The sequence below is a fragment of the Fusobacterium sp. FSA-380-WT-3A genome, assembly GCF_012843705.1.
Classification (GTDB): domain Bacteria; phylum Fusobacteriota; class Fusobacteriia; order Fusobacteriales; family Fusobacteriaceae; genus Fusobacterium_B.
In genome coordinates, this window is the sequence record NZ_JABAFQ010000001.1 from 174,567 (window position 1) to 192,872 (window position 18,306).

General features: G+C 26.2%; 18 protein-coding genes. All 18 read left to right on the plus strand.

Annotation, left to right across the window (positions count from 1 at the left end):
- Nucleotides 1-16: 16 nt before the first annotated feature.
- Nucleotides 17-1,750: an adenine deaminase gene (gene ade, locus HF862_RS00795; protein ID WP_170186020.1), complete on the plus strand. Its 1,734-nt coding sequence runs from the start codon at nucleotides 17-19 to the stop codon at nucleotides 1,748-1,750.
- A gap of 32 nt (nucleotides 1,751-1,782) precedes the next feature.
- Nucleotides 1,783-3,345: a xanthine/uracil/vitamin C permease gene (locus HF862_RS00800; RefSeq protein ID WP_170186021.1), complete on the plus strand. Its 1,563-nt coding sequence runs from the start codon at nucleotides 1,783-1,785 to the stop codon at nucleotides 3,343-3,345.
- 311 nt (nucleotides 3,346-3,656) lie between these two features.
- Complete coding sequence (locus HF862_RS00805) at nucleotides 3,657-4,316, plus strand: epoxyqueuosine reductase QueH (protein ID WP_170186022.1); 660 nt, start codon at nucleotides 3,657-3,659, stop codon at nucleotides 4,314-4,316.
- On the plus strand, nucleotides 4,309-5,244 hold the full coding sequence (locus tag HF862_RS00810) for a TIGR01212 family radical SAM protein (RefSeq protein WP_170186023.1): 936 nt from the start codon (nucleotides 4,309-4,311) through the stop codon (nucleotides 5,242-5,244). The genes HF862_RS00805 and HF862_RS00810 overlap by 8 nt, the downstream gene beginning before the upstream one ends.
- Nucleotides 5,228-6,082 (plus strand): MurR/RpiR family transcriptional regulator, encoded by an 855-nt coding sequence (locus HF862_RS00815; RefSeq protein ID WP_170186024.1) that lies wholly within the window; start codon nucleotides 5,228-5,230, stop codon nucleotides 6,080-6,082. Before HF862_RS00810 ends, HF862_RS00815 begins: the two co-directional genes overlap by 17 nt.
- 30 nt (nucleotides 6,083-6,112) lie before the next feature.
- On the plus strand, nucleotides 6,113-6,952 hold the full coding sequence (nagB, locus tag HF862_RS00820) for a glucosamine-6-phosphate deaminase (RefSeq protein ID WP_170186025.1): 840 nt from the start codon (nucleotides 6,113-6,115) through the stop codon (nucleotides 6,950-6,952).
- 323 nt (nucleotides 6,953-7,275) lie between these two features.
- The gene (locus HF862_RS00825; RefSeq protein WP_170186026.1) at nucleotides 7,276-7,776 is read left to right on the plus strand and encodes a helix-turn-helix domain-containing protein; all 501 of its coding nucleotides are present in this window, start codon (nucleotides 7,276-7,278) and stop codon (nucleotides 7,774-7,776) included.
- Between the two features lie 167 nt (nucleotides 7,777-7,943).
- Complete coding sequence (locus HF862_RS00830) at nucleotides 7,944-8,216, plus strand: immunity 17 family protein (RefSeq protein ID WP_170186027.1); 273 nt, start codon at nucleotides 7,944-7,946, stop codon at nucleotides 8,214-8,216.
- An 82-nt stretch (nucleotides 8,217-8,298) separates the two neighbouring features.
- Nucleotides 8,299-9,048 carry a GNAT family N-acetyltransferase gene (locus HF862_RS00835; protein ID WP_170186028.1) on the plus strand — a complete coding sequence of 250 codons (750 nt, stop codon included), beginning with the start codon at nucleotides 8,299-8,301 and terminating at the stop codon, nucleotides 9,046-9,048.
- A gap of 58 nt (nucleotides 9,049-9,106) precedes the next feature.
- Complete coding sequence (locus tag HF862_RS00840; protein WP_170186029.1) at nucleotides 9,107-10,210, plus strand: hypothetical protein; 1,104 nt, start codon at nucleotides 9,107-9,109, stop codon at nucleotides 10,208-10,210.
- Nucleotides 10,211-10,229: 19 nt separating this feature from the next.
- Nucleotides 10,230-10,412, plus strand: a complete 183-nt coding sequence (locus HF862_RS00845; protein ID WP_027129107.1) for a hypothetical protein — start codon at nucleotides 10,230-10,232, stop codon at nucleotides 10,410-10,412.
- Between the two features lie 15 nt (nucleotides 10,413-10,427).
- Nucleotides 10,428-11,639 carry a DUF1266 domain-containing protein gene (locus HF862_RS00850; RefSeq protein WP_170186030.1) on the plus strand — a complete coding sequence of 404 codons (1,212 nt, stop codon included), beginning with the start codon at nucleotides 10,428-10,430 and terminating at the stop codon, nucleotides 11,637-11,639.
- Nucleotides 11,639-13,123 (plus strand): ankyrin repeat domain-containing protein, encoded by a 1,485-nt coding sequence (locus HF862_RS00855; RefSeq protein ID WP_170186031.1) that lies wholly within the window; start codon nucleotides 11,639-11,641, stop codon nucleotides 13,121-13,123. Before HF862_RS00850 ends, HF862_RS00855 begins: the two co-directional genes overlap by 1 nt.
- A gap of 4 nt (nucleotides 13,124-13,127) precedes the next feature.
- On the plus strand, nucleotides 13,128-14,087 hold the full coding sequence (locus tag HF862_RS00860) for an ankyrin repeat domain-containing protein (protein ID WP_170186032.1): 960 nt from the start codon (nucleotides 13,128-13,130) through the stop codon (nucleotides 14,085-14,087).
- Between the two features lie 12 nt (nucleotides 14,088-14,099).
- Nucleotides 14,100-15,431, plus strand: a complete 1,332-nt coding sequence (locus tag HF862_RS00865) for a DUF6630 family protein (protein WP_170186033.1) — start codon at nucleotides 14,100-14,102, stop codon at nucleotides 15,429-15,431.
- Between the two features lie 20 nt (nucleotides 15,432-15,451).
- Nucleotides 15,452-16,189 carry a DUF4261 domain-containing protein gene (locus tag HF862_RS00870; protein WP_170186034.1) on the plus strand — a complete coding sequence of 246 codons (738 nt, stop codon included), beginning with the start codon at nucleotides 15,452-15,454 and terminating at the stop codon, nucleotides 16,187-16,189.
- A gap of 26 nt (nucleotides 16,190-16,215) precedes the next feature.
- On the plus strand, nucleotides 16,216-17,517 hold the full coding sequence (gene creD, locus HF862_RS00875) for a cell envelope integrity protein CreD (RefSeq protein WP_170186035.1): 1,302 nt from the start codon (nucleotides 16,216-16,218) through the stop codon (nucleotides 17,515-17,517).
- A 4-nt stretch (nucleotides 17,518-17,521) separates the two neighbouring features.
- Nucleotides 17,522-18,304, plus strand: coding sequence for a nitroreductase family protein (locus HF862_RS00880; protein WP_170186036.1), 783 nt, complete (start codon nucleotides 17,522-17,524; stop codon nucleotides 18,302-18,304).
- Nucleotides 18,305-18,306 lie beyond the last annotated feature (2 nt).

Consider the following 18,306-nt stretch of genomic DNA (forward strand, 5'->3'; position numbering starts at 1 on the left):
TTTTTAGGAGGATAAAATGACTAAAGAAATTTTAAAGAAACTTGTTGATGTTGCTGCTGGAAGAGTACCAGCCGATTTAGTTATAAAAAATTGTAGAGTTGTAGATGTATATTCTTCAAAAATTATTGAAGGAGATATAGCTGTTGTAGAGGGATTAATTGCTGGAGTAGGAAGTTATCAAGGAAAAGAAACTATAGATGGGTGTGGAAAATATGCTACACCTGGTTTTATAGATAGTCATATTCATATAGAATCATCTTATGTTTCTCCAGAAGAGATTGGAAGACTTTTAGTGCCTCATGGAGGAACTTGTATAATAGCTGACCCACATGAAATAGTAAATGTTTGTGGAATAAATGGTTTAGATTATATGATGGAAGCTGCTAAAAATACAGTGTTAGATATAAAATATATGATTCCATCTTGTGTTCCATGTACTCCATTTGAAAATGCTGGAGCTATTATAAATGCTAAGGAAATGAAAGAACCAATCTTAAGAGACAATGTTTTAGGACTTGGAGAACTTATGAATTTCCCAGGAGTAGTGGCAGCTGATAGTGATATTTTAGATAAAGTTATGGTAGCTAAAGAATCTAATAAATTAATAGATGGACATAGCCCAAGTCTTTTTGGAAATAATCTAAATGCTTATGCTTCTGTTGGAGTAAGAACAGACCATGAGTGTGCAACAGTTGAAGATTTAGAGGATAGAATTTCAAGAGGAATTTATGTTTTACTAAGACAAGGTTCAGCTTGTCATGATTTAAGAAATTTATTAAAAGGTGTTACTAAAGAAAATAGTAGAAGATGTTTATTATGTTCTGATGATAGACAACCAAAAACAATATTAGAATTAGGACATTTAGATAATCATTTACAAATTTGTGTAGAAGAGGGAATTGACCCAATAACAGCTATTCAAATGGCCACAATAAATGCTGCTGAATGTTTTAGATTAAATGATAGAGGAGCTATTGCTCCAGGTCTTCGTGCTGATATAGTATTATTAGAAGATTTAAAAGATTTCAAAGTTACAAATGTTTTTATAGAAGGAAAAGAAGTTGCAAGAGATGGAAAATATCTTTTAGAAACTAAAAAATATGATACTAGCTCTGTTAGAGGAAGTATGCATGTTAAAGATTTCTCTATTGAAAAATTAAAACTTAATTTAAAATCAAATAAAGTACATATAATTGATATTTTACCAGGAGGGGTTGTTACAAAGAAAAGTATAGCTGAAATTACTCTTGATGAAAATAATGATTTTGTATTTGAAGAAGAAAAAGATATAGTAAAAGTTGCTGTAATAGAAAGACATAAAAATACAGGAAATGTAGCAGTAGGATTTTTAAGAGGATATGGAATTAAAAAAGGAGCTGTAGCTTTATCAGTAGCCCATGATTCTCATAATATAATTGTTGTAGGAACAAGTAATGAAGAGATGACTCTTGCTGTTGAAAAGTTAATAGAACAAGAGGGAGGAGTTATTTTAGTAAAAGGTAATGAAGTAATAGAAAGTATGCCTATGCCAATAGCTGGTCTTATGAGTGACCAACCAGGAGAATGGGTAGATAAAAAACTTACTTCACTTCATGAAAAAGCTTATGAAGAATTAGGAATTCATGGAAATGTTGAACCTGTAATGACTTTATGTTTTATGTCTTTAATAGTTATCCCAGAAATAAAAATAACTGATAGAGGACTTTTTGATGTTTTAAAATTTGATTTTATTAGTTTAGAGGCAGAATAAATTTAGATTTTCATAAGGAGAAATAAAAAATAATGATAGATAATTGCAAAATACCATGGTTTAAAAAAGGAGATATAGGAGCTCTTACATATGTTGTTACAAATAATATTATAAACTATCTTATAGTAATTGCTACTTTATCAGGAGTTTTGGGATGGCCAAATGAAATAGTTTATGGAGAAGTTATCCCTGGAATGTCAATAGGATTAGCTTTAAGTTGTATTTATTATGTTTATATGGCTATGAAATTAGCTAAAAAAGAGGGAAGAAATGATGTAACAGCTCTTCCATCAGGAGTATCAACTCCAGCAATGTTTGTTATTTTATATGGTGTCATAATGCCACTTCATTATGCTTTAGGTGACCCTCAACTTACATGGTCAGCAGCTGTGGCAGCCTGTTTTATAGGTGGAATTGTTGAATTTTCAGGTGGATTTATAGGTCCTTGGATGAAAAATAATATTCCTCGTGCTGCTCTTTTAGGAACAGTTGCTGGAATAGGGTTTATTTGGATGGCTACTCAAGGATTATTTGATATATTTAGTGACCCTGTTGTAGGATTTCCAATTTTTATAGTTGCTATGGTAGGATTATTTGGTGGATATTTATTTCCTAAAAAACTTCCACCTTTAGTAGTGGCTGTTGTTGGTGGAGTAGTTTATGCTTTTTGTTTAGGAAGAACTCAAATAGATTTTACAGGAGTTGGATTTTATTTTCCTAACCCAGTAAATACTATTCAAAATTTAATAAATGGATTTACTATAGTTGCTCCATATTTAACAATTATAATTCCTATTGAGATTTATAATTTTGTTGAAACAATGGATAATGTTGAGGCAGCTAATGCAGCTGGAGATAATTATAGTGTAAGAGAAGCTCAATTTGCTGATGGAATTTGTACTATGGTTTCAGCTTTATTTGGAGGGGTTGTACCTAATACAGTTTGGTTAGGTCATGCTGGACTTAAAAAAGCTGATGCTGGAATAGGATTTTCGTTAGTATCAGGATTAATCTTTTTTGTGGCTGGAGTATTTGGACTATTTACTTTCTTTAGTGAGTTAGTTCCACCGGCTATATGTGGAATAACTTATTTATGGTGTGCTGTTATAATGGTTTCACAAGCATTTAGAGTATGTGAAGGAAAATATTTTGCTGCTATTACAGTATCAATGGTTCCACCAGTAGCTGATTTCCTATTTACTCAAATAACAGGTTCTATAGGACTTGCTAATATTTGGACAGAAGTTACAGCTTCTGGAGTAAATGGATATAATCCAGAAGTGACTACTATGATAATGAATGCTGGTGTTATGTGGAGAGGAATTCCAGAAGTAAAAGCTGGAGCAATTATTGTTGGAATTTTAGCTGGAGCTATGACAGCTTTTATAATAGATAGAAAATTAGATAAAGCAGCAATAACAATGTTAGTGGCTGCTGTGTTATCTCTATTTGGATTTGTTCATAGTGCTTCTTTAGGATTTTATCCTTCATCTCAATTTGTTTTAGGATATATAATATCAGCAGTATTATTATTTGTTTTACATATTGGAAGTAAAAGTTGGTTAGAATCTCAAGATAATTTTGATTATGTATAATAATTTAATAATAAATTTTGGGGAATAGATTTAAATTAAGGATTGATTTCTATAATTTATAGGAATCAGTCCTTTTATCATTTTATAAAAAATTATTATTAATAATATTTTTAATTATTTTGATTTTAAATATTAAAAATAATAAAAAAGAATTTTAAATTTTTATATAAAATAAAGTATAATATATTATAAATTTTTTAATATAGATAAGTAGAAAATATGATTTAAAAATTCAAAAAAATATTTTTTTTGTAAAAATAATACTTGCTATTAAAAAGATAATATATTACAATATAAATAAGAGGAAGAAAATGGTAAAAATAAACTATGAATTGAAAATGACAGAACAATTAAAGAATATAGAAAATTCTGAAAAAAAACCAAAACTTTTACTTCATGCTTGTTGTGCTCCTTGTAGTACGATGGTAATAGAAACTTTAAAAAATTATTTTGATATCTCAATATTTTTTTATAATCCTAATATAACAGAGAAAGATGAATATATCTTAAGACTTGAAGAGATGAAAAAATATATTTGTGATATAGGTGAGAATATTAAAGTAATAGAAGGAAGATATAATGTTGTAGAAGATTTTTTTGCTAAAGTAAAAGGCTTTGAAAATTGTAAAGAGGGTGGAGAAAGATGTTATAAATGTTATTCTCTTAGAATGGGAGAAACAGCAAAATTTGCATCTGAAAATGATTTTGATTATTTTACAACAGTATTATCAATCAGTCCTCTAAAAAAAGCAAATTGGATAAATGAAATTGGAGAAGATTTAGGAAAAAAATATTCTATAAACTTTTTGTATGGGGATTTTAAAAAGAAAGGAAGATACCAAGAAGGAATTAAAATCTCTCATAAATATAATTTATATAGACAAGATTATTGTGGATGTATTTTTTCAAAAATGGAAGCCGAAAATTATAGAAAATCTAAATTAGAGGAAAAAAATAACAAAAATGAATAATAATAGATTTTATAAACTTAATAATTTTTTTAAAAATAACTTCAGAGAAAAAATATATAAAGTTTCTTTAGATGGTGGTTTTACTTGTCCAAATAGAGACGGTAAAATTTCAAGAGAAGGATGTTTATTTTGCAGTGATTCTGGAAGTGGAGAATTTACTGGAAGTAGATGTAAAAGTATAAGAGAACAAATAGACGAGCAATTAGATTTTATGAAAAATAAAATAAAAGATGAAAAAGTAATTGCTTATTTTCAAAATTTTACCAATACCTATGATAGTGTTGAAAATTTAAGAAAAAAATATTATGAAGCTTTAGAGCATCCAAAAGTGATAGGGATAGCTATAGCTACAAGACCTGATTGTCTTTCTTTGAAAATTATAGAACTTTTGAATGAAATTAATAAAAAAACATTTCTTTGGGTAGAATTAGGACTTCAAACTGCTAATGATGAAATAGCTAAGATTATTAATAGAGGTTACAAACTAGACTGTTATTTAGAAGCTACAAAAAATTTAAGAGAAAAAAATATAAAATTTGTTACTCATATGATAGTTGGATTACCTAATGAAACAAAAGAAGATTTATATAAAACTATTGAAATTATAAATTCTGTTAAATCTTGGGGAATAAAAATTCATTTATTATATATTTTAAAAAATAGTAAACTATTGAAATATTATGAAAAATATCCTTTTAAAATTTATACTCAAAATGAGTATACAGATATAGTTATAGAATTATTGGAGAGGTTGGATTCAAATATAGTTGTACATAGACTTACAGGAGATGCTAAAAAAGAAGATTTATTTGAACCAAAATGGAGTTCAAATAAAAGAGGAATTCTTAATGAGATAGAAAAAAAATTAAAAAGTAGAGATACATTCCAAAGCAAAAAAATAGGAGGCAAAAATGAGTATAATATTTAGAATAAACTCAGTAAAAGATAAATTTACATCTAAAGAAAAAGATATTTACAAATTTATTGTTGAAAATACAGATAAAATAATGTATATGAATACTTATGAGATAGCAGAAAAATGTAATACAAGTCAAGCCTCTGTAGTAAGATTTGCAAAAAAATTAGGTTATTCTGGATTTCCAGAATTAAAAGTAGATTTTAGTAAGGAACTTGGAAGAAGAGAGGCAAAAGAAAAAGTAACTTTTACATATGAAGATTTTTCTGAAAATGGAGAAATTCAAGATGTAATAAAAAATGTTATAAAAATTAATACAAGCATAATAGAAGATACTTATTCAATGATAGATATAGCAACTATTCAAGAAACAATTTTATCTATGAAAAAAGCTAGAAAAATAATGATTGTAGGAGCTGGATATTCAGGAGTAGTAGCAAAAGACTTACATTATAAACTTTTGGAGTTGGGAATGAATTCAATTTGTGAAAAAGATTATCATACTCAATTAACTATTATTTCTACTTTAGAAGAAAATGATATTTTATTTGTTATATCTCAAAGTGGTAGAACATTGGAAATGTATCATCTTGTAGAGTTAGCAAAACAAAGAAAAATAAAAATAATTTCAGTTACTCAAAAAAGTGATAACCCTATAAAAAAATTGGCAGATATTCAAATTAATACTGTTATAGAAAAAAATAATTTTAGGTCAACATCTTTATACTCTAGAATTTCACAACTTACAATAATAGATATAATATATGTATCATTAATTTCTGGTGACAAAAAATTGGCAGAAAAATATATTGGAGATGCCATTAAAATAGTTAGTAAATTTAAAATTTAATATAAACAAAATTTAGATAGGAGGATAATAATGAGATTAATAATCACAGAAAAAAATATTGGAGACTGGGCTGCTGTACATGTAGCAAAAAGAATAATAGAGGCTAATCCTACACCAGAAAAACCTTTTGTTTTAGGTCTACCTACAGGAGGAACACCAGTTGGAATGTACAAAAGATTAGTTCAATTCTATAAAGATGGAATTTTATCTTTTGAAAATGTAGTAACATTTAATATGGACGAATATGTTGGACTAGATAAAGATAATCCTCAAAGTTATTGGAGATATATGCATGATAATTTATTTGACCATGTAAATATTAAACCTGAAAATGTAAATATGTTAAATGGAATGGTTAAAAATGAAGAAGAAGAAATTGAAGAGTGTAGAAGATATGAAGAAAAAATAGCTTCTTATGGAGGAATAGATTTATTTGTTGGAGGAATTGGACCAGATGGACATATTGCTTTCAATGAACCAGGTTCTTCTCTATCTTCAAGAACAAGAAGTAAAGAATTAACTAGAGATACTATAATAGCAAACTCTAGATTCTTCGGTGGAGATTTAACAAAAGTACCAAAAGTATCTTTAACTGTTGGAGTAGGAACTGTTATGGATGCTAAAGAAGTATTAATACTTGTAAATGGAGCTTCAAAAGCTAGAGCTTTACACTATGCAGTAGAAGAGGGAGTAAATCATATGTGGACAATATCAGCTCTTCAATTACATAGAAATGGAATAATAGTTTCTGATGAAGATGCAACATTAGAGTTAAAAGTTGGAACATATAGATACTTTAAAGATATAGAAGCTAATAATCTAGATACAGATAAATTAATAGAAGAATTTTATACAAAATATAAAAAATAATAAAATTTCCTAAAAAACTTTTATAAAGAGATATTGTAAAATTATACAGTATCTCTTTTTTTATTAGAGGAAATTCTATAAAAATAAAATTAATACAAAAATTAAAAAAATTTTTTAGTACAATAAAATCTAACATCTGATTTTTTAAATTATGTGGTATAATTAAAATAAATGGAACAATGAAATAAAATTGAAATAAATAATAAAAAAATAAAAGGTAAAAATAATAAAATGTAAATTTAAAGTTGCTAAAAAGTATGTATATAGTTGGTTGCATTTTGCAAAAAAATAAGTTATAACTAAAATGGAGAAAGGAGGTATCTATGAACTTTGGAAATAAAATACAAATTCAACGAAAAAGAAAAGGAATAACTCAAGAGGAGTTGGGAGAAAAATTAAATGTTTCTAGACAAACAATTACAAAATGGGAAGCTAATAAATCTTTTCCTGAGATAGAAAAGATAATAAAGCTTAGTTACTATTTTAATGTAACAATAGACTATTTATTAAAAGATGAGATAGAAAATTATGAAGAAAATTTTTGTGAAATAGTAGAAAGAGTAGAAGATAAAAAGATAATACCTAAAACAATTAAAGCTTTTTTATTTTTATTAGTTTTTAGTTTTATAGGAATAATGTATTTTTATGTTGATTCATTTATTCATCCAGTTACAATAACTGATTGGGATGGAACTTATTATAAAGGTTTTTATGGATATCTTCATATTCATAATATAGAATATATTTTATATAGTTTGATTATATTATTTATTATTAGTTTAGGATATATTATAATTTATTTTCTAAAAATAAAACAAAAATAAAACATCTTGTCAAAAAAAAAAAAAAAAATGATACAATTTTAAACATAAAGATAAATATTTTTTAACTTGAAAGAGAGGTGATGCTTATGAAAATTATTTTTTGTAAACAAAGGATAATTTTGTCATGAGCATTTTTTTATTAGATAAATCTGAGAAAGGAGAAAAATATGAATAATCCTATTAGCGATTTATATGTAAAATTTATGGAAACAATAGAACCTTATATAAAGAAATATCCCTATCTTTTTGGAATAGTTATGGGAGGAATATTTTTCTTCGGAGCTATTTTTAAATGGAGTTGGATTTGTGACCCTACAGGCTCAAAAAGATTTATGAGAACTGTTTATGAAATCTTTGGAGAAGGTGGATTTAGATTTTTTACAGGTTTATTTGGGGCAATAATAATGTTAGCTTGTTTATTTTCATGGATAAAAAAATAATCTATAAAGAGGTAAATATATAAAAAAATAAGATTTAGAGAATACTAAGCAACTATGAATGTAAAAATTCTGGAGGAAAAGTATGGATAAACAGTTTATAAACTTAACAATTGAAAATATAGAGAGTGAACATTTATGTTGTGCAATTTCAGATAAAAAACATCAGATGGGAGTAGTTGCAAAAAAAAATTGGCTAAAAGAAAGAATTATTGAAGGGCATGTATTTCGTAAACTTAATGAAAAAGGAAAAGTTTTTATTGAATATGCTCCTCTAGAAACTGCATGGGTACCTATTTATGGAAATAATTATTTATATATTTATTGTCTTTGGGTATCAGGTTCTTTCAAAGGTAAAGGATATGCAAAATCTTTGATTGAATACTGTATTAATGATGCAAGAAAAAAAAGAAAATCTGGTGTTTGTATTCTTAGTTCAAAAAAGAAGAAACCATTTTTAATGGATAAAAAATTTTTACTTAAATATGGATTTAAAACTGTAGATGTAATAAAAGATGAATATGAATTATTAGCATTATCTTTTAATGGAGAAAAACCTTATTTTTCTGAAAAGGTAAAGGAGATGAAAATAGATAGCAGAGAATTAATAATATATTATACTTTACAATGTCCATATATTCTTAACTGTATTAAAGAAATAACAGAATATTGTAATAGAAATAATATATTATTAAGTTTAAAAATTGTAGATACTTTAGAGAAAGCTAAAAATCTTCCATGTATTTTTAATAATTGGGCAGTTTTCTATAATGGTAAATATGAAACAAATCATCTTCTAAATGAAACTTTTTTAAAAAAGAAATTTCAACTATAAGAAAAATTATAGATTTTTTAAGAAATAATTAAGAGATTTTAGTCTATAGGAGGTAGTTATGAGTTTAAAATATAAATGCCCAGAATGTGGGACACCTTTAGGATTTGAAGGACTTTGTTGGAGATGTAGAAAAAGAAAACATAGAGAGGAAGTTAATAGTTGGACAGAAGATGAGATACAGAAAAAAATAAACCAAGTAATAGAAAGATTAAAAACTTCAACAGAAGATGAGTTTTATCAAACAGATGAATGTGATATATTTCAAGATTTAATGACTAGAGGAATAGATATAAAAGAGATTTCTAAAGCAGCTTGTGAAAGAGAAATTTATTATCCAAGTGAATTATATTATAAAGCTGATGAAAAGGTTAGAGATATACTAATAGAAAAAATTATGAGTACAAAATCTGCTGATGATGGTGGAAGACTTTTACAATGCTTAGCTATGATAGGAGATAAAAAATCTCAAAATACACTATATGAGTTAAAGATAAATCCTAGACCTTGGCGAAAAAAATTGTATGTAGATTCAGATATATACGCTGAAGAGGGTGGTTGGACTTTTGATAGTAAAAATAACTATATAAAGCTTAACTATGATAGATGTTTCTCTTTTGATATAGGAGAGAAAAAAGATGAAAATGGAACTTTTATAGCTAGAAAAAGAGGAGAAAAATGTCCTCATTGTGGTGGAGAGATGTTAGATATTTTAGTTATAGATGGAAAAGATGAAAGATTTTCATTTTTAGGATTAGATGGAATAATTACAGTAAGTTGTTGTCCTAACTGTGTAACATTATCTGAGGGAATATCTACTAAATTTAATCTTGATGGAACAAGTGAAGTTTTAGATTATGAGGGAGAAGAAGAGAATTATTTTAGTGAAAATATAATAGATGAAATGGTAAATAATAAATTTGTTGTTTCAGCTAAAGAAAAACCTCTATTTTATGGTGCTTTTGGAGATGATGTAAGTACATTAGGAGGATTTGCTAGTTGGGTACAAGATTGGGAATACAGAGAGTGTCCAGAGTGTGGAAAGAAAATGAAATACCTTGCTCAAATTCATTGGGACACTATAATGGATTCAGCAGAGGGAACTTTGTATATAGAAATTTGCCCAGATTGTAAAATTGTAACAGCTTTTCATCAACAAACTTAATTAAAAATGAGTGATAAAAATGAAAAATTTTGATATAGTTGCCTTTATATGTGTTGTAATTGTTGTTTATATGATAATAGGTTCTACAATATTTATCTTAAAACAACTTAAATATAATTTAAAATTTACAATAGTAATATTTATTTCTGTGATAATAGGATTGGGATTAATTTGTCTTTATAATTACTTTAAAAATTTTTAAACAGGAGGAATTTATATGTCAAATGAAATGAAAAAAGCTCAAGAAGAAATGGAAAAATTAATGAAGGAACATATGAAAGATGTTTATGGAGAAAATTTTGAAAATATGGGAGATTTAATGAAACAAGCTTTTGAAAATTCTTTATCTAATTTAGAAAAAGAAATAGATATAGAAGCTATTCAAAATGTAGTTCCTGGTGTTGATATGGCAACTATATTACAAAAAACTCAAGAAGCTAAAGAAGAAGCTCTTCAAAGAGGAAATGATGCAATAGTATCTCAATCTGAAGCTATAACAAAAGCTATGAATGAAATGTTTTCCTCAGGAAATACAGGACTTCAAGATATGATATCAGAGCAAATGAAACAATTTCAAGCAATGACAGGAATAGAAGATTTTACAAAAATGACTCCAGAAGATATGCAAAATTATTATGAAAGTCAAATGAATATGTGGAATGGATTGGAAAATGGAGAAGAGGAAGATGTATCTTTAGAGGGTGTTGGAAGTTTAATTGAAAATATGTATAATTCATTACCTGATGGAAATAAAATAAAAGTAAAAAATGGAGATGAATATATAGAAAAATTTGAAATTTTACTTTCTGGAATTTTATCTTATATAAATGGTCATGAAAACGATACTTTAGATGTAGAAGAACATGATGATTTCTTTAATGAAAAGATAAATTATATTCTTACAGAATTTTGGGGAATAGAAAGTAAAGAAGATGTATATGATACAATAGGTTGGCTATTAAATGAAGGACATACAGATGAATATTTAAGTTATGTAAATGCTAATACTATTGATGAGTTAATAACAGAAGATATGGATGAAGAAGAAGTTGAAATTGTAAAAAATGGATTTGAATTTGCAAAATACTTTAAAGATAAATTACCAGAAAATATTATGCTTGGTTGGGACTATGGAAGAGCTAGTGCAATAGTTCGTTGGGCATATTTTATGAATTATATTAACGAAGAGGAAGCTTGGGAAATTTTAGATAAAATAGCAGGAGTTATGATAGGTACATTTAATTCTTGGAAAGAGTTTGGAATATCTTATATTGTAGGTGGATTATTCTGGACTTATAGAAAAGACCCATCAGAAACATATAATCGTTATTATGAAACAGTAGAAGCTTTAGAGGGACTTTTAACTGAAACAGATGATGAGGATGATGGAGAGTGGTTGAGAAATCCTTGGATTAAAGAGGTGTTATAATGGAAATTGATGTATATTCTTTAGAAGAACTTTATAGAAAAAATTTATCCTTTGAAGAAAGAAAAAAAGAGTATGAAAAATATCAGGTAGATGATGAAGATCCTTATGGAAATACAGTTTTTCATATTACAACAAAGTTTGCAGATAGTGAGATTTTTGAATACTTTTTTATGATGGGTAAACTTCAAGGAAAAACAAGGCTTTTTAAGACTAATAAATATGGAAAAACACCATTTTTTATGTTAAATGATATAAAAAATCCAGAAGAAAAATATGAGGATATAAAAAAAATAATGAAAATTCTTGTAGAAAATGGTGGAAATATAAATAAAAGAGATGAATCAGGAGAGATGTTTTATCACAAATGTGCTGATTTTCAAAAATATATAATTTTTGAAATAATGAATGAGCTAGGAATAAAATATGATAAAGTTATTTTATCTAATGGCTGGAATGTACTACATATAGTTTGTAATTCTCTACATAGAATAGATTTTTATTTAAAAAGAGAAGAAGAATATAGAAAACAAGAAGAACCATATTTAAGAACTATAAAAGCAATTTTAAATTCTGGAATAGATGTTGAAACAAAAACAGCGATAGATAAATTAGCTTATGACTTAGCTTTTGAATCTAAAAATAAAAGAGCATGTGCACTATTAAAAGGTGTAAGTGAAGATGATAAAACTTTTGGAATTGGTTTACATGAAGCCTGTTGGTTTGGATATGAAGATATAGTAAAAGAATATATATCAAGAAAAAGTGACTTAAATGAAATTTATGAGGGAAATATGGGAGAGTTAAAAAAACTCTCTCCCCTTGCTATAGCTTCTAAACATTTACAAAAAAATATTGTAAAACTTCTTATAGAAAATGGAGCTAATGTTTGTGAAAGAAATGGTGAAACTGGATTAAGTAGTTTTTATTATTTTGTAAAAACCATGATAATTACAGGTATAAATATCAAAGGAGAAAAAACAAAAGAGAATTTTCAAGAGATAACAAAATATTATCTTAGAGATGAAAAATTTTTAAATGGTTATGTTGATGATGAATACAACACACCAATTAATTTAATATGTAGTATATCACATAGATTTAATTGGGTAGGGGAAGAAAAAGCAGAATTTATTATTTTTGAAAAATTAATAGATAGAGGAGTAGATGTAAACATAGGAGATAAAAATGGAAATACACCACTTCACAAATTATTTAAAAATGGTGGAGATAAAATAGGAGATATGACAGAACTTTTAATGGAAAGTGGAGCTAATCCAAATAGTAAAAATATAGATGGTGAAACTCCTCTTATGTTACTTCCTAATATTTGGAGAGAAGAAGAGGGGGTAGAAGCTTTAGAAGTTTTAGAAAATTATGATGTAGATACTTCTATTACAAATAATAATGGTGAAACTGCTTTGGATATAGCTTTAAAAATGAAAAAAGAAAAATTAGCACAATATCTTTTAAATATAGGAGGTTAGACTTATGGGAGCAAATTCGTTTATAATAGCTTGTAAAAATAGACAAAAATCTGTTATAAAAGTATTTCTAAACTCTAAAAAAATAGATGTAAATGAAAGAGATGATATGGGAAGAACGGCTCTTTTTTATAGCTGTGGTGAAGGAGATAGAGAGATAGTTAAACTTTTAATAGAAGCAGGAGCAGATATAAATTTAGGAGATAATAACAGTATAACCCCTCTTCATCAAGGGGCTATGAAAGGAAATAAAGAGATTTTAGATATATTGGTAAAAAGTGGTGGAGATATAAATGCCACAGATTTTAAAGGAAGAACACCTATAATTTATGCTATTATGCAAAATAAAAGTGAGGCTGCCTTTAAATGTATAGAGCTTGGAGCTGATACAACTTTAAAAGATAATGATGGACATTTACCAATAGATTATGCCACTACCAACGGATTAAAAGAACTTGTAAATTTTTTGTCAACAGGGGAAAAAGATAATTTTGGAAACACCCCTTTACATCAAGCTTGTTATAATAACCAAAGTGAAGTAGTGAGAACTCTTCTTAAATCTTCTTCCTCTACAATAAATAATATAAATGATAGTGGAGAAACCCCACTTATTTTAGCTGTAAAAAATGAAAATCAATATATAGTGGAGTTATTACTTGAAAATAAAGCAGATGTAAATTTAGCTAATAATAATGGAGAAACCCCACTTCATTTTAGTGTTAAAAAGGATAATCAAAATATTTGTAAAGTTTTATTAGAAAATGGTGGAAATGTAAATGTTAGAAATAAAAGTGGAGAAACTCCCCTTATAATAGCAGTTCAATGGGGTAAGAAAGATAATGTATTAGAACTTATAAATCATGGAGCTAACACTAAGATTTCAGATAATAATGGAAAAACTCCAGAATATTATGCTAGTGAAAAAGGATATAGCGAAATTCTTGAATTACTTATTATGTCTGAATAAATGAGGTAAATTATGAAAAAATACAATCTATCAGCAGAAGAAACAGTAAAATTTTTATACAGAGGAAAAATAAAAAGAGTAAAAGAAGAGGATATATATTCTTTTTATAAAAATCCTAGTAAAATAGAAATAGAGTATTTTAGAGAACATTTTGTTGATAAAAGTAAATATGAGATAAGTTGGGAAGAAATAGAGGAAACAGAAAAAAGATTAGGAGTATATTTACCTAAAATTTTAAGGGAATATTATCATGAATGTGGAGATTTAGATATAAATACCTCTTTTAGTGAACTTTTTAAATTAGAAGACATAGAATTTTCTCATAATTGGTTAAGGGAAGACTTAAAAGAAGATGAGTATTCAGAGGAAGAAATAAAGAAAGATTTAGAAAAAATAGATAATTTTCTTATATTTTGGTGTGAAAATCAAGGTGTATGGAATGCTGGAATAAAAAAAGAGGATTTAGATTTGGAAAATCCCCCAATTTATATGACAACCAATGATGATTTATATTCTTGGGCAAAAATTACAAATGATATAGAAACTTTTATTATATTTCAAATTATAGATAATATAAGTGCTAGTGATTTTTATAATAAAGAGATAGAAAATGAAGATTTAAAAGATATTTTATTAGATGAAAAAATATCTTTAGAAGAGATTAGAATGAGTAATTTTCTAAGCTCAAACAAAAAAATTAAATGTTCTAGTTATGCTGATTATGATAATGATAAAATATATTTCTTTATATTAGAAAATGATATGATAAAAAAAACTTATCTTGTAAAACCTAAAGAGAAAAAAGTAGATTATAGTATAAATGAAAAGATTGATAATGGACTTTTAATAGAATTAGGAAATATTATAGCAAATGGAGATAATGAAGTTATAAATCAATTAAAATATAGCTTTGATAATATAAGAAAATATTTAATAGAAAATAAAGAATTTATATATATGGAAAAAGACATAGATAATATGTCTAATAGTGAGATAAAATTTGTAAAATTTTATATATTATCCCAAATCTTAGAAAAAAATGGATATTTATATTATTTAGATTGGAAATGTGAATTAGAAGATTTTAAAATGATTGAAAATTTATTAAAAAATATCTCTAATGATTATAGTTTGGATAATATAGAGTTTGATGAAGATGATGATATAACTACTTGGAGCGAAATTTTTGATGAAGAATTTAAAAGTAAAAATATTTTACTAGCAAGTTTTGATTTAGATTCAGATACATATGGAGTATTTTTAATTTCTTATAAAGAATTTGAGAAAATAGAAAAATTACTTAAAAATAGTGATTTAAGGATAGACTTTACTAAAAATTTATAAGGATATAAGGAGAGAAAATTATGGAAAAAGATAGAAAAATTTTAAATGGGTTTATACTTTTTGAAGATGAAAATTGTAATTTTGATGAAATAATAAAAAATTTAAAAGAAGATTGGGAAATAGAAATTGATAAATCTGAAATTAAAGATGATGTTTTAGTTTTTGAAATTGATGGAATGAGAGGTTCATTAGCTTTTATTAAATCCCCTGTTCCAAATAATGAGGCAGAGGAAAATGCTAAAAATAATTTTTTATGGCAAGGTGGAGTAGAGAAAGTTTCAAAACATAAATCTCAAATGATTGTAGCTACTTTTGGAGAAAATCCAATAGAAACAGGAAAACTTTTTGTAAAACTTTCAAGTTCTGTATTAAAATTAGAAAATACAATAGGAATTTATAAAGCTCCTACTGTAATGGCAAGAGAAGAATTTTTAAGTCATACAAAATATTTAAAAGAAGAGAAAGAACTTCCAATTCAAAGTATAGTATATATAGGACTTTACCGTACAAAAAAAGGAATAGGGGGATATACTGATGGACTTAAATTTTTTGATAAAAAAGAGATAGAAATTTTAGATTCTAAAAAAGAGGCTTTTGATATATATGATTTTATCTTTGATATTATATATTATGTAGTTGGAAATAATGTTGAATTAAAAGATGGAGAAACTATTGGATTTTCAGTACATCAAAAATTGCCAATTACAGTATCAAAAGGGGTAGCTTTTGAAGAGGACACTATAAAAATTAAATTTTAATTAGACTAATTAAAAGGAGGGATTTTATGATTAGTTTAAGAGATAATAATTCTCTTGTAAAAAAAATAGGATTTCTTTTTATATTAGCTATTTTATTACAAATACCAATGTTTTTTATAAATAGAATAATTGACGAAAGAGATTATTCTTATAGAAATATGGTAGAAGAAATTGGAAATGAATGGGGTAAAAAACAAACTATTGCAGGAGAATTTTTAATAATTCCATATAGTGATAAAGAAGTAAGTTATGATGATTCTGGAAAAAAATTAGAGAAAACTATTGTAAAAGATTGGATAGTATTACCAGATAAACTAAATATAAAAGTTGATTTAAAAGACGAAGTAAGAGAAAGGGGAATATATAAAACAATAGTTTACAATGGAGATGTTATATTAGAGGGGGAATTTCCTAAATTAAAGGATATATTACCAGCTAATATGTACCCATATAATATTGGAATAGGATTAGGAATAACAGATACTAAGTCTATAATGAAAGTTGAAAAATTTCAAGTAGGAGAGGAAGATATATACTTAGCATCAGGGACTGGACTTAAACAATGGAATTTAAGTACAGGAATATCAGGAACTATAGAAAAAAATTATTTAGAAGAAGGAAAAATAACTTTTTCTATTAAGTTAAATCTAAGAGGTAATGGTGGTATAAATATTTTACCTTTTGGAAAGGAAAATCATTTTGAAGTAAGTTCTCCTTGGAAATCTCCAAAATTTTATGGAATTTTACCAAGTACAAAAGTAATTGATGAAAATGGATTTAGAGCAAAATGGGATATATCATCTTTTGTAAGAAACTATAAACAAGATTTTGCAGATGGATTTTATTCTGATATATCAGAAGGAAAAATTGGAGTAGATTTATATGAGGGAATAACTCACTATAGACAAGTTATGAAAGCTGTAAAATATAGTATGCTTTTTATAATGTTAAGCCTTTTTGTAGTATATATTTTTGAAGTAACAAGTAAAAGGTTTACTCACTATGTTCAATATGGAGTAGTAGGATTTTCACTTACAATGTTTTACTTGGTTTTACTTTCAATGTCAGAATATTTTAGTTTTGAATTAGCTTATATAATAGCCACTTTAATGGTGGTAATTCCAAATTCATTGTATATAAAAGCAGTAACTAAGAATAATAATTATGGTATAGGAATGTTTGTATTTTTATCAGGAATATATGCAGTACTATATTCTATTTTAAAGATGGAACAATATGCACTTATGACAGGAACTCTTTTAATAATGATAGTTCTTTATGTAATGATGTATATTACTAGAAACATTGAAACTTTTAGGGAGGAATAGAAATATGATTAGGGTAGACTCCGATAAATGTATTAAATGTAAAATGTGTATTAAGGATTGTTTTCCAGAAAATATTATATTTGAAGAGGAAAAAATAAAGATAAAAAGTGATTGTATGATGTGTGGGCATTGTGTAGCTGTGTGTCCAACAAATGCTATAACTTTTGAGGGATATGAAGAAACACAAGAATTAAAAAGTTTAGATTCTAAAATAAATTCAGAAGTCTTTTTAAATTTTGTAAAATCAAGAAGAAGTATCAGACATTTTAAAGATAAAAAAATAGATAAGGATATTATTGAAAAATTATTAGAAGTTGGAAGATATAGCCCAACAGGAGCTAATATCCAAGATATAAAATATTATGTTATTCAAGATAAATTAGAAGAATTTAAACCACTTATTTGGGAGGGAATAAATAATTTTACTAATTCAGGTGAAAATAATATGTTTCTAAGAAAATATAGAAGTTTATTTGTAGAAATGTATGAAAATCGTGGTATAAATGATAAACTTTTCTTTAAAGCACCAATGGTTTTAGTAATCACAAGTTCAAATAAGACTAATGGAGTATTAGCTGGAGATAAAATAGAGATGATGGCTAATATGATGGGGTTAGGAGTTCTTTTTAGTGGATTTATAGAAATGGGAATTACTAGCAATGAGGAACTTATTAAAAAATTCAAATTAAAAAGAAATGTTGTATGTACATGTATGTTGATAGGATATCCTGATATAAGTTATCAAAGAACTGCTCCGAGAAAAGAAATTAATATAGAATGGTTGTAGGA

What these genes read in the sequence shown, in the direction of transcription:
- ade (WP_170186020.1), top strand. Translation starts at nt 17, where the DNA reads ATGACTAAAGAAATTTTAAAGAAACTTGTTGATGTTGCTGCTGGAAGA.
- HF862_RS00800 (WP_170186021.1), top strand. Translation starts at nt 1,783, where the DNA reads ATGATAGATAATTGCAAAATACCATGGTTTAAAAAAGGAGATATAGGA.
- HF862_RS00805 (WP_170186022.1), top strand. Translation starts at nt 3,657, where the DNA reads ATGGTAAAAATAAACTATGAATTGAAAATGACAGAACAATTAAAGAAT.
- HF862_RS00810 (WP_170186023.1), top strand. Translation starts at nt 4,309, where the DNA reads ATGAATAATAATAGATTTTATAAACTTAATAATTTTTTTAAAAATAAC.
- HF862_RS00815 (WP_170186024.1), top strand. Translation starts at nt 5,228, where the DNA reads ATGAGTATAATATTTAGAATAAACTCAGTAAAAGATAAATTTACATCT.
- nagB (WP_170186025.1), top strand. Translation starts at nt 6,113, where the DNA reads ATGAGATTAATAATCACAGAAAAAAATATTGGAGACTGGGCTGCTGTA.
- HF862_RS00825 (WP_170186026.1), top strand. Translation starts at nt 7,276, where the DNA reads ATGAACTTTGGAAATAAAATACAAATTCAACGAAAAAGAAAAGGAATA.
- HF862_RS00830 (WP_170186027.1), top strand. Translation starts at nt 7,944, where the DNA reads ATGAATAATCCTATTAGCGATTTATATGTAAAATTTATGGAAACAATA.
- HF862_RS00835 (WP_170186028.1), top strand. Translation starts at nt 8,299, where the DNA reads ATGGATAAACAGTTTATAAACTTAACAATTGAAAATATAGAGAGTGAA.
- HF862_RS00840 (WP_170186029.1), top strand. Translation starts at nt 9,107, where the DNA reads ATGAGTTTAAAATATAAATGCCCAGAATGTGGGACACCTTTAGGATTT.
- HF862_RS00845 (WP_027129107.1), top strand. Translation starts at nt 10,230, where the DNA reads ATGAAAAATTTTGATATAGTTGCCTTTATATGTGTTGTAATTGTTGTT.
- HF862_RS00850 (WP_170186030.1), top strand. Translation starts at nt 10,428, where the DNA reads ATGTCAAATGAAATGAAAAAAGCTCAAGAAGAAATGGAAAAATTAATG.
- HF862_RS00855 (WP_170186031.1), top strand. Translation starts at nt 11,639, where the DNA reads ATGGAAATTGATGTATATTCTTTAGAAGAACTTTATAGAAAAAATTTA.
- HF862_RS00860 (WP_170186032.1), top strand. Translation starts at nt 13,128, where the DNA reads ATGGGAGCAAATTCGTTTATAATAGCTTGTAAAAATAGACAAAAATCT.
- HF862_RS00865 (WP_170186033.1), top strand. Translation starts at nt 14,100, where the DNA reads ATGAAAAAATACAATCTATCAGCAGAAGAAACAGTAAAATTTTTATAC.
- HF862_RS00870 (WP_170186034.1), top strand. Translation starts at nt 15,452, where the DNA reads ATGGAAAAAGATAGAAAAATTTTAAATGGGTTTATACTTTTTGAAGAT.
- creD (WP_170186035.1), top strand. Translation starts at nt 16,216, where the DNA reads ATGATTAGTTTAAGAGATAATAATTCTCTTGTAAAAAAAATAGGATTT.
- HF862_RS00880 (WP_170186036.1), top strand. Translation starts at nt 17,522, where the DNA reads ATGATTAGGGTAGACTCCGATAAATGTATTAAATGTAAAATGTGTATT.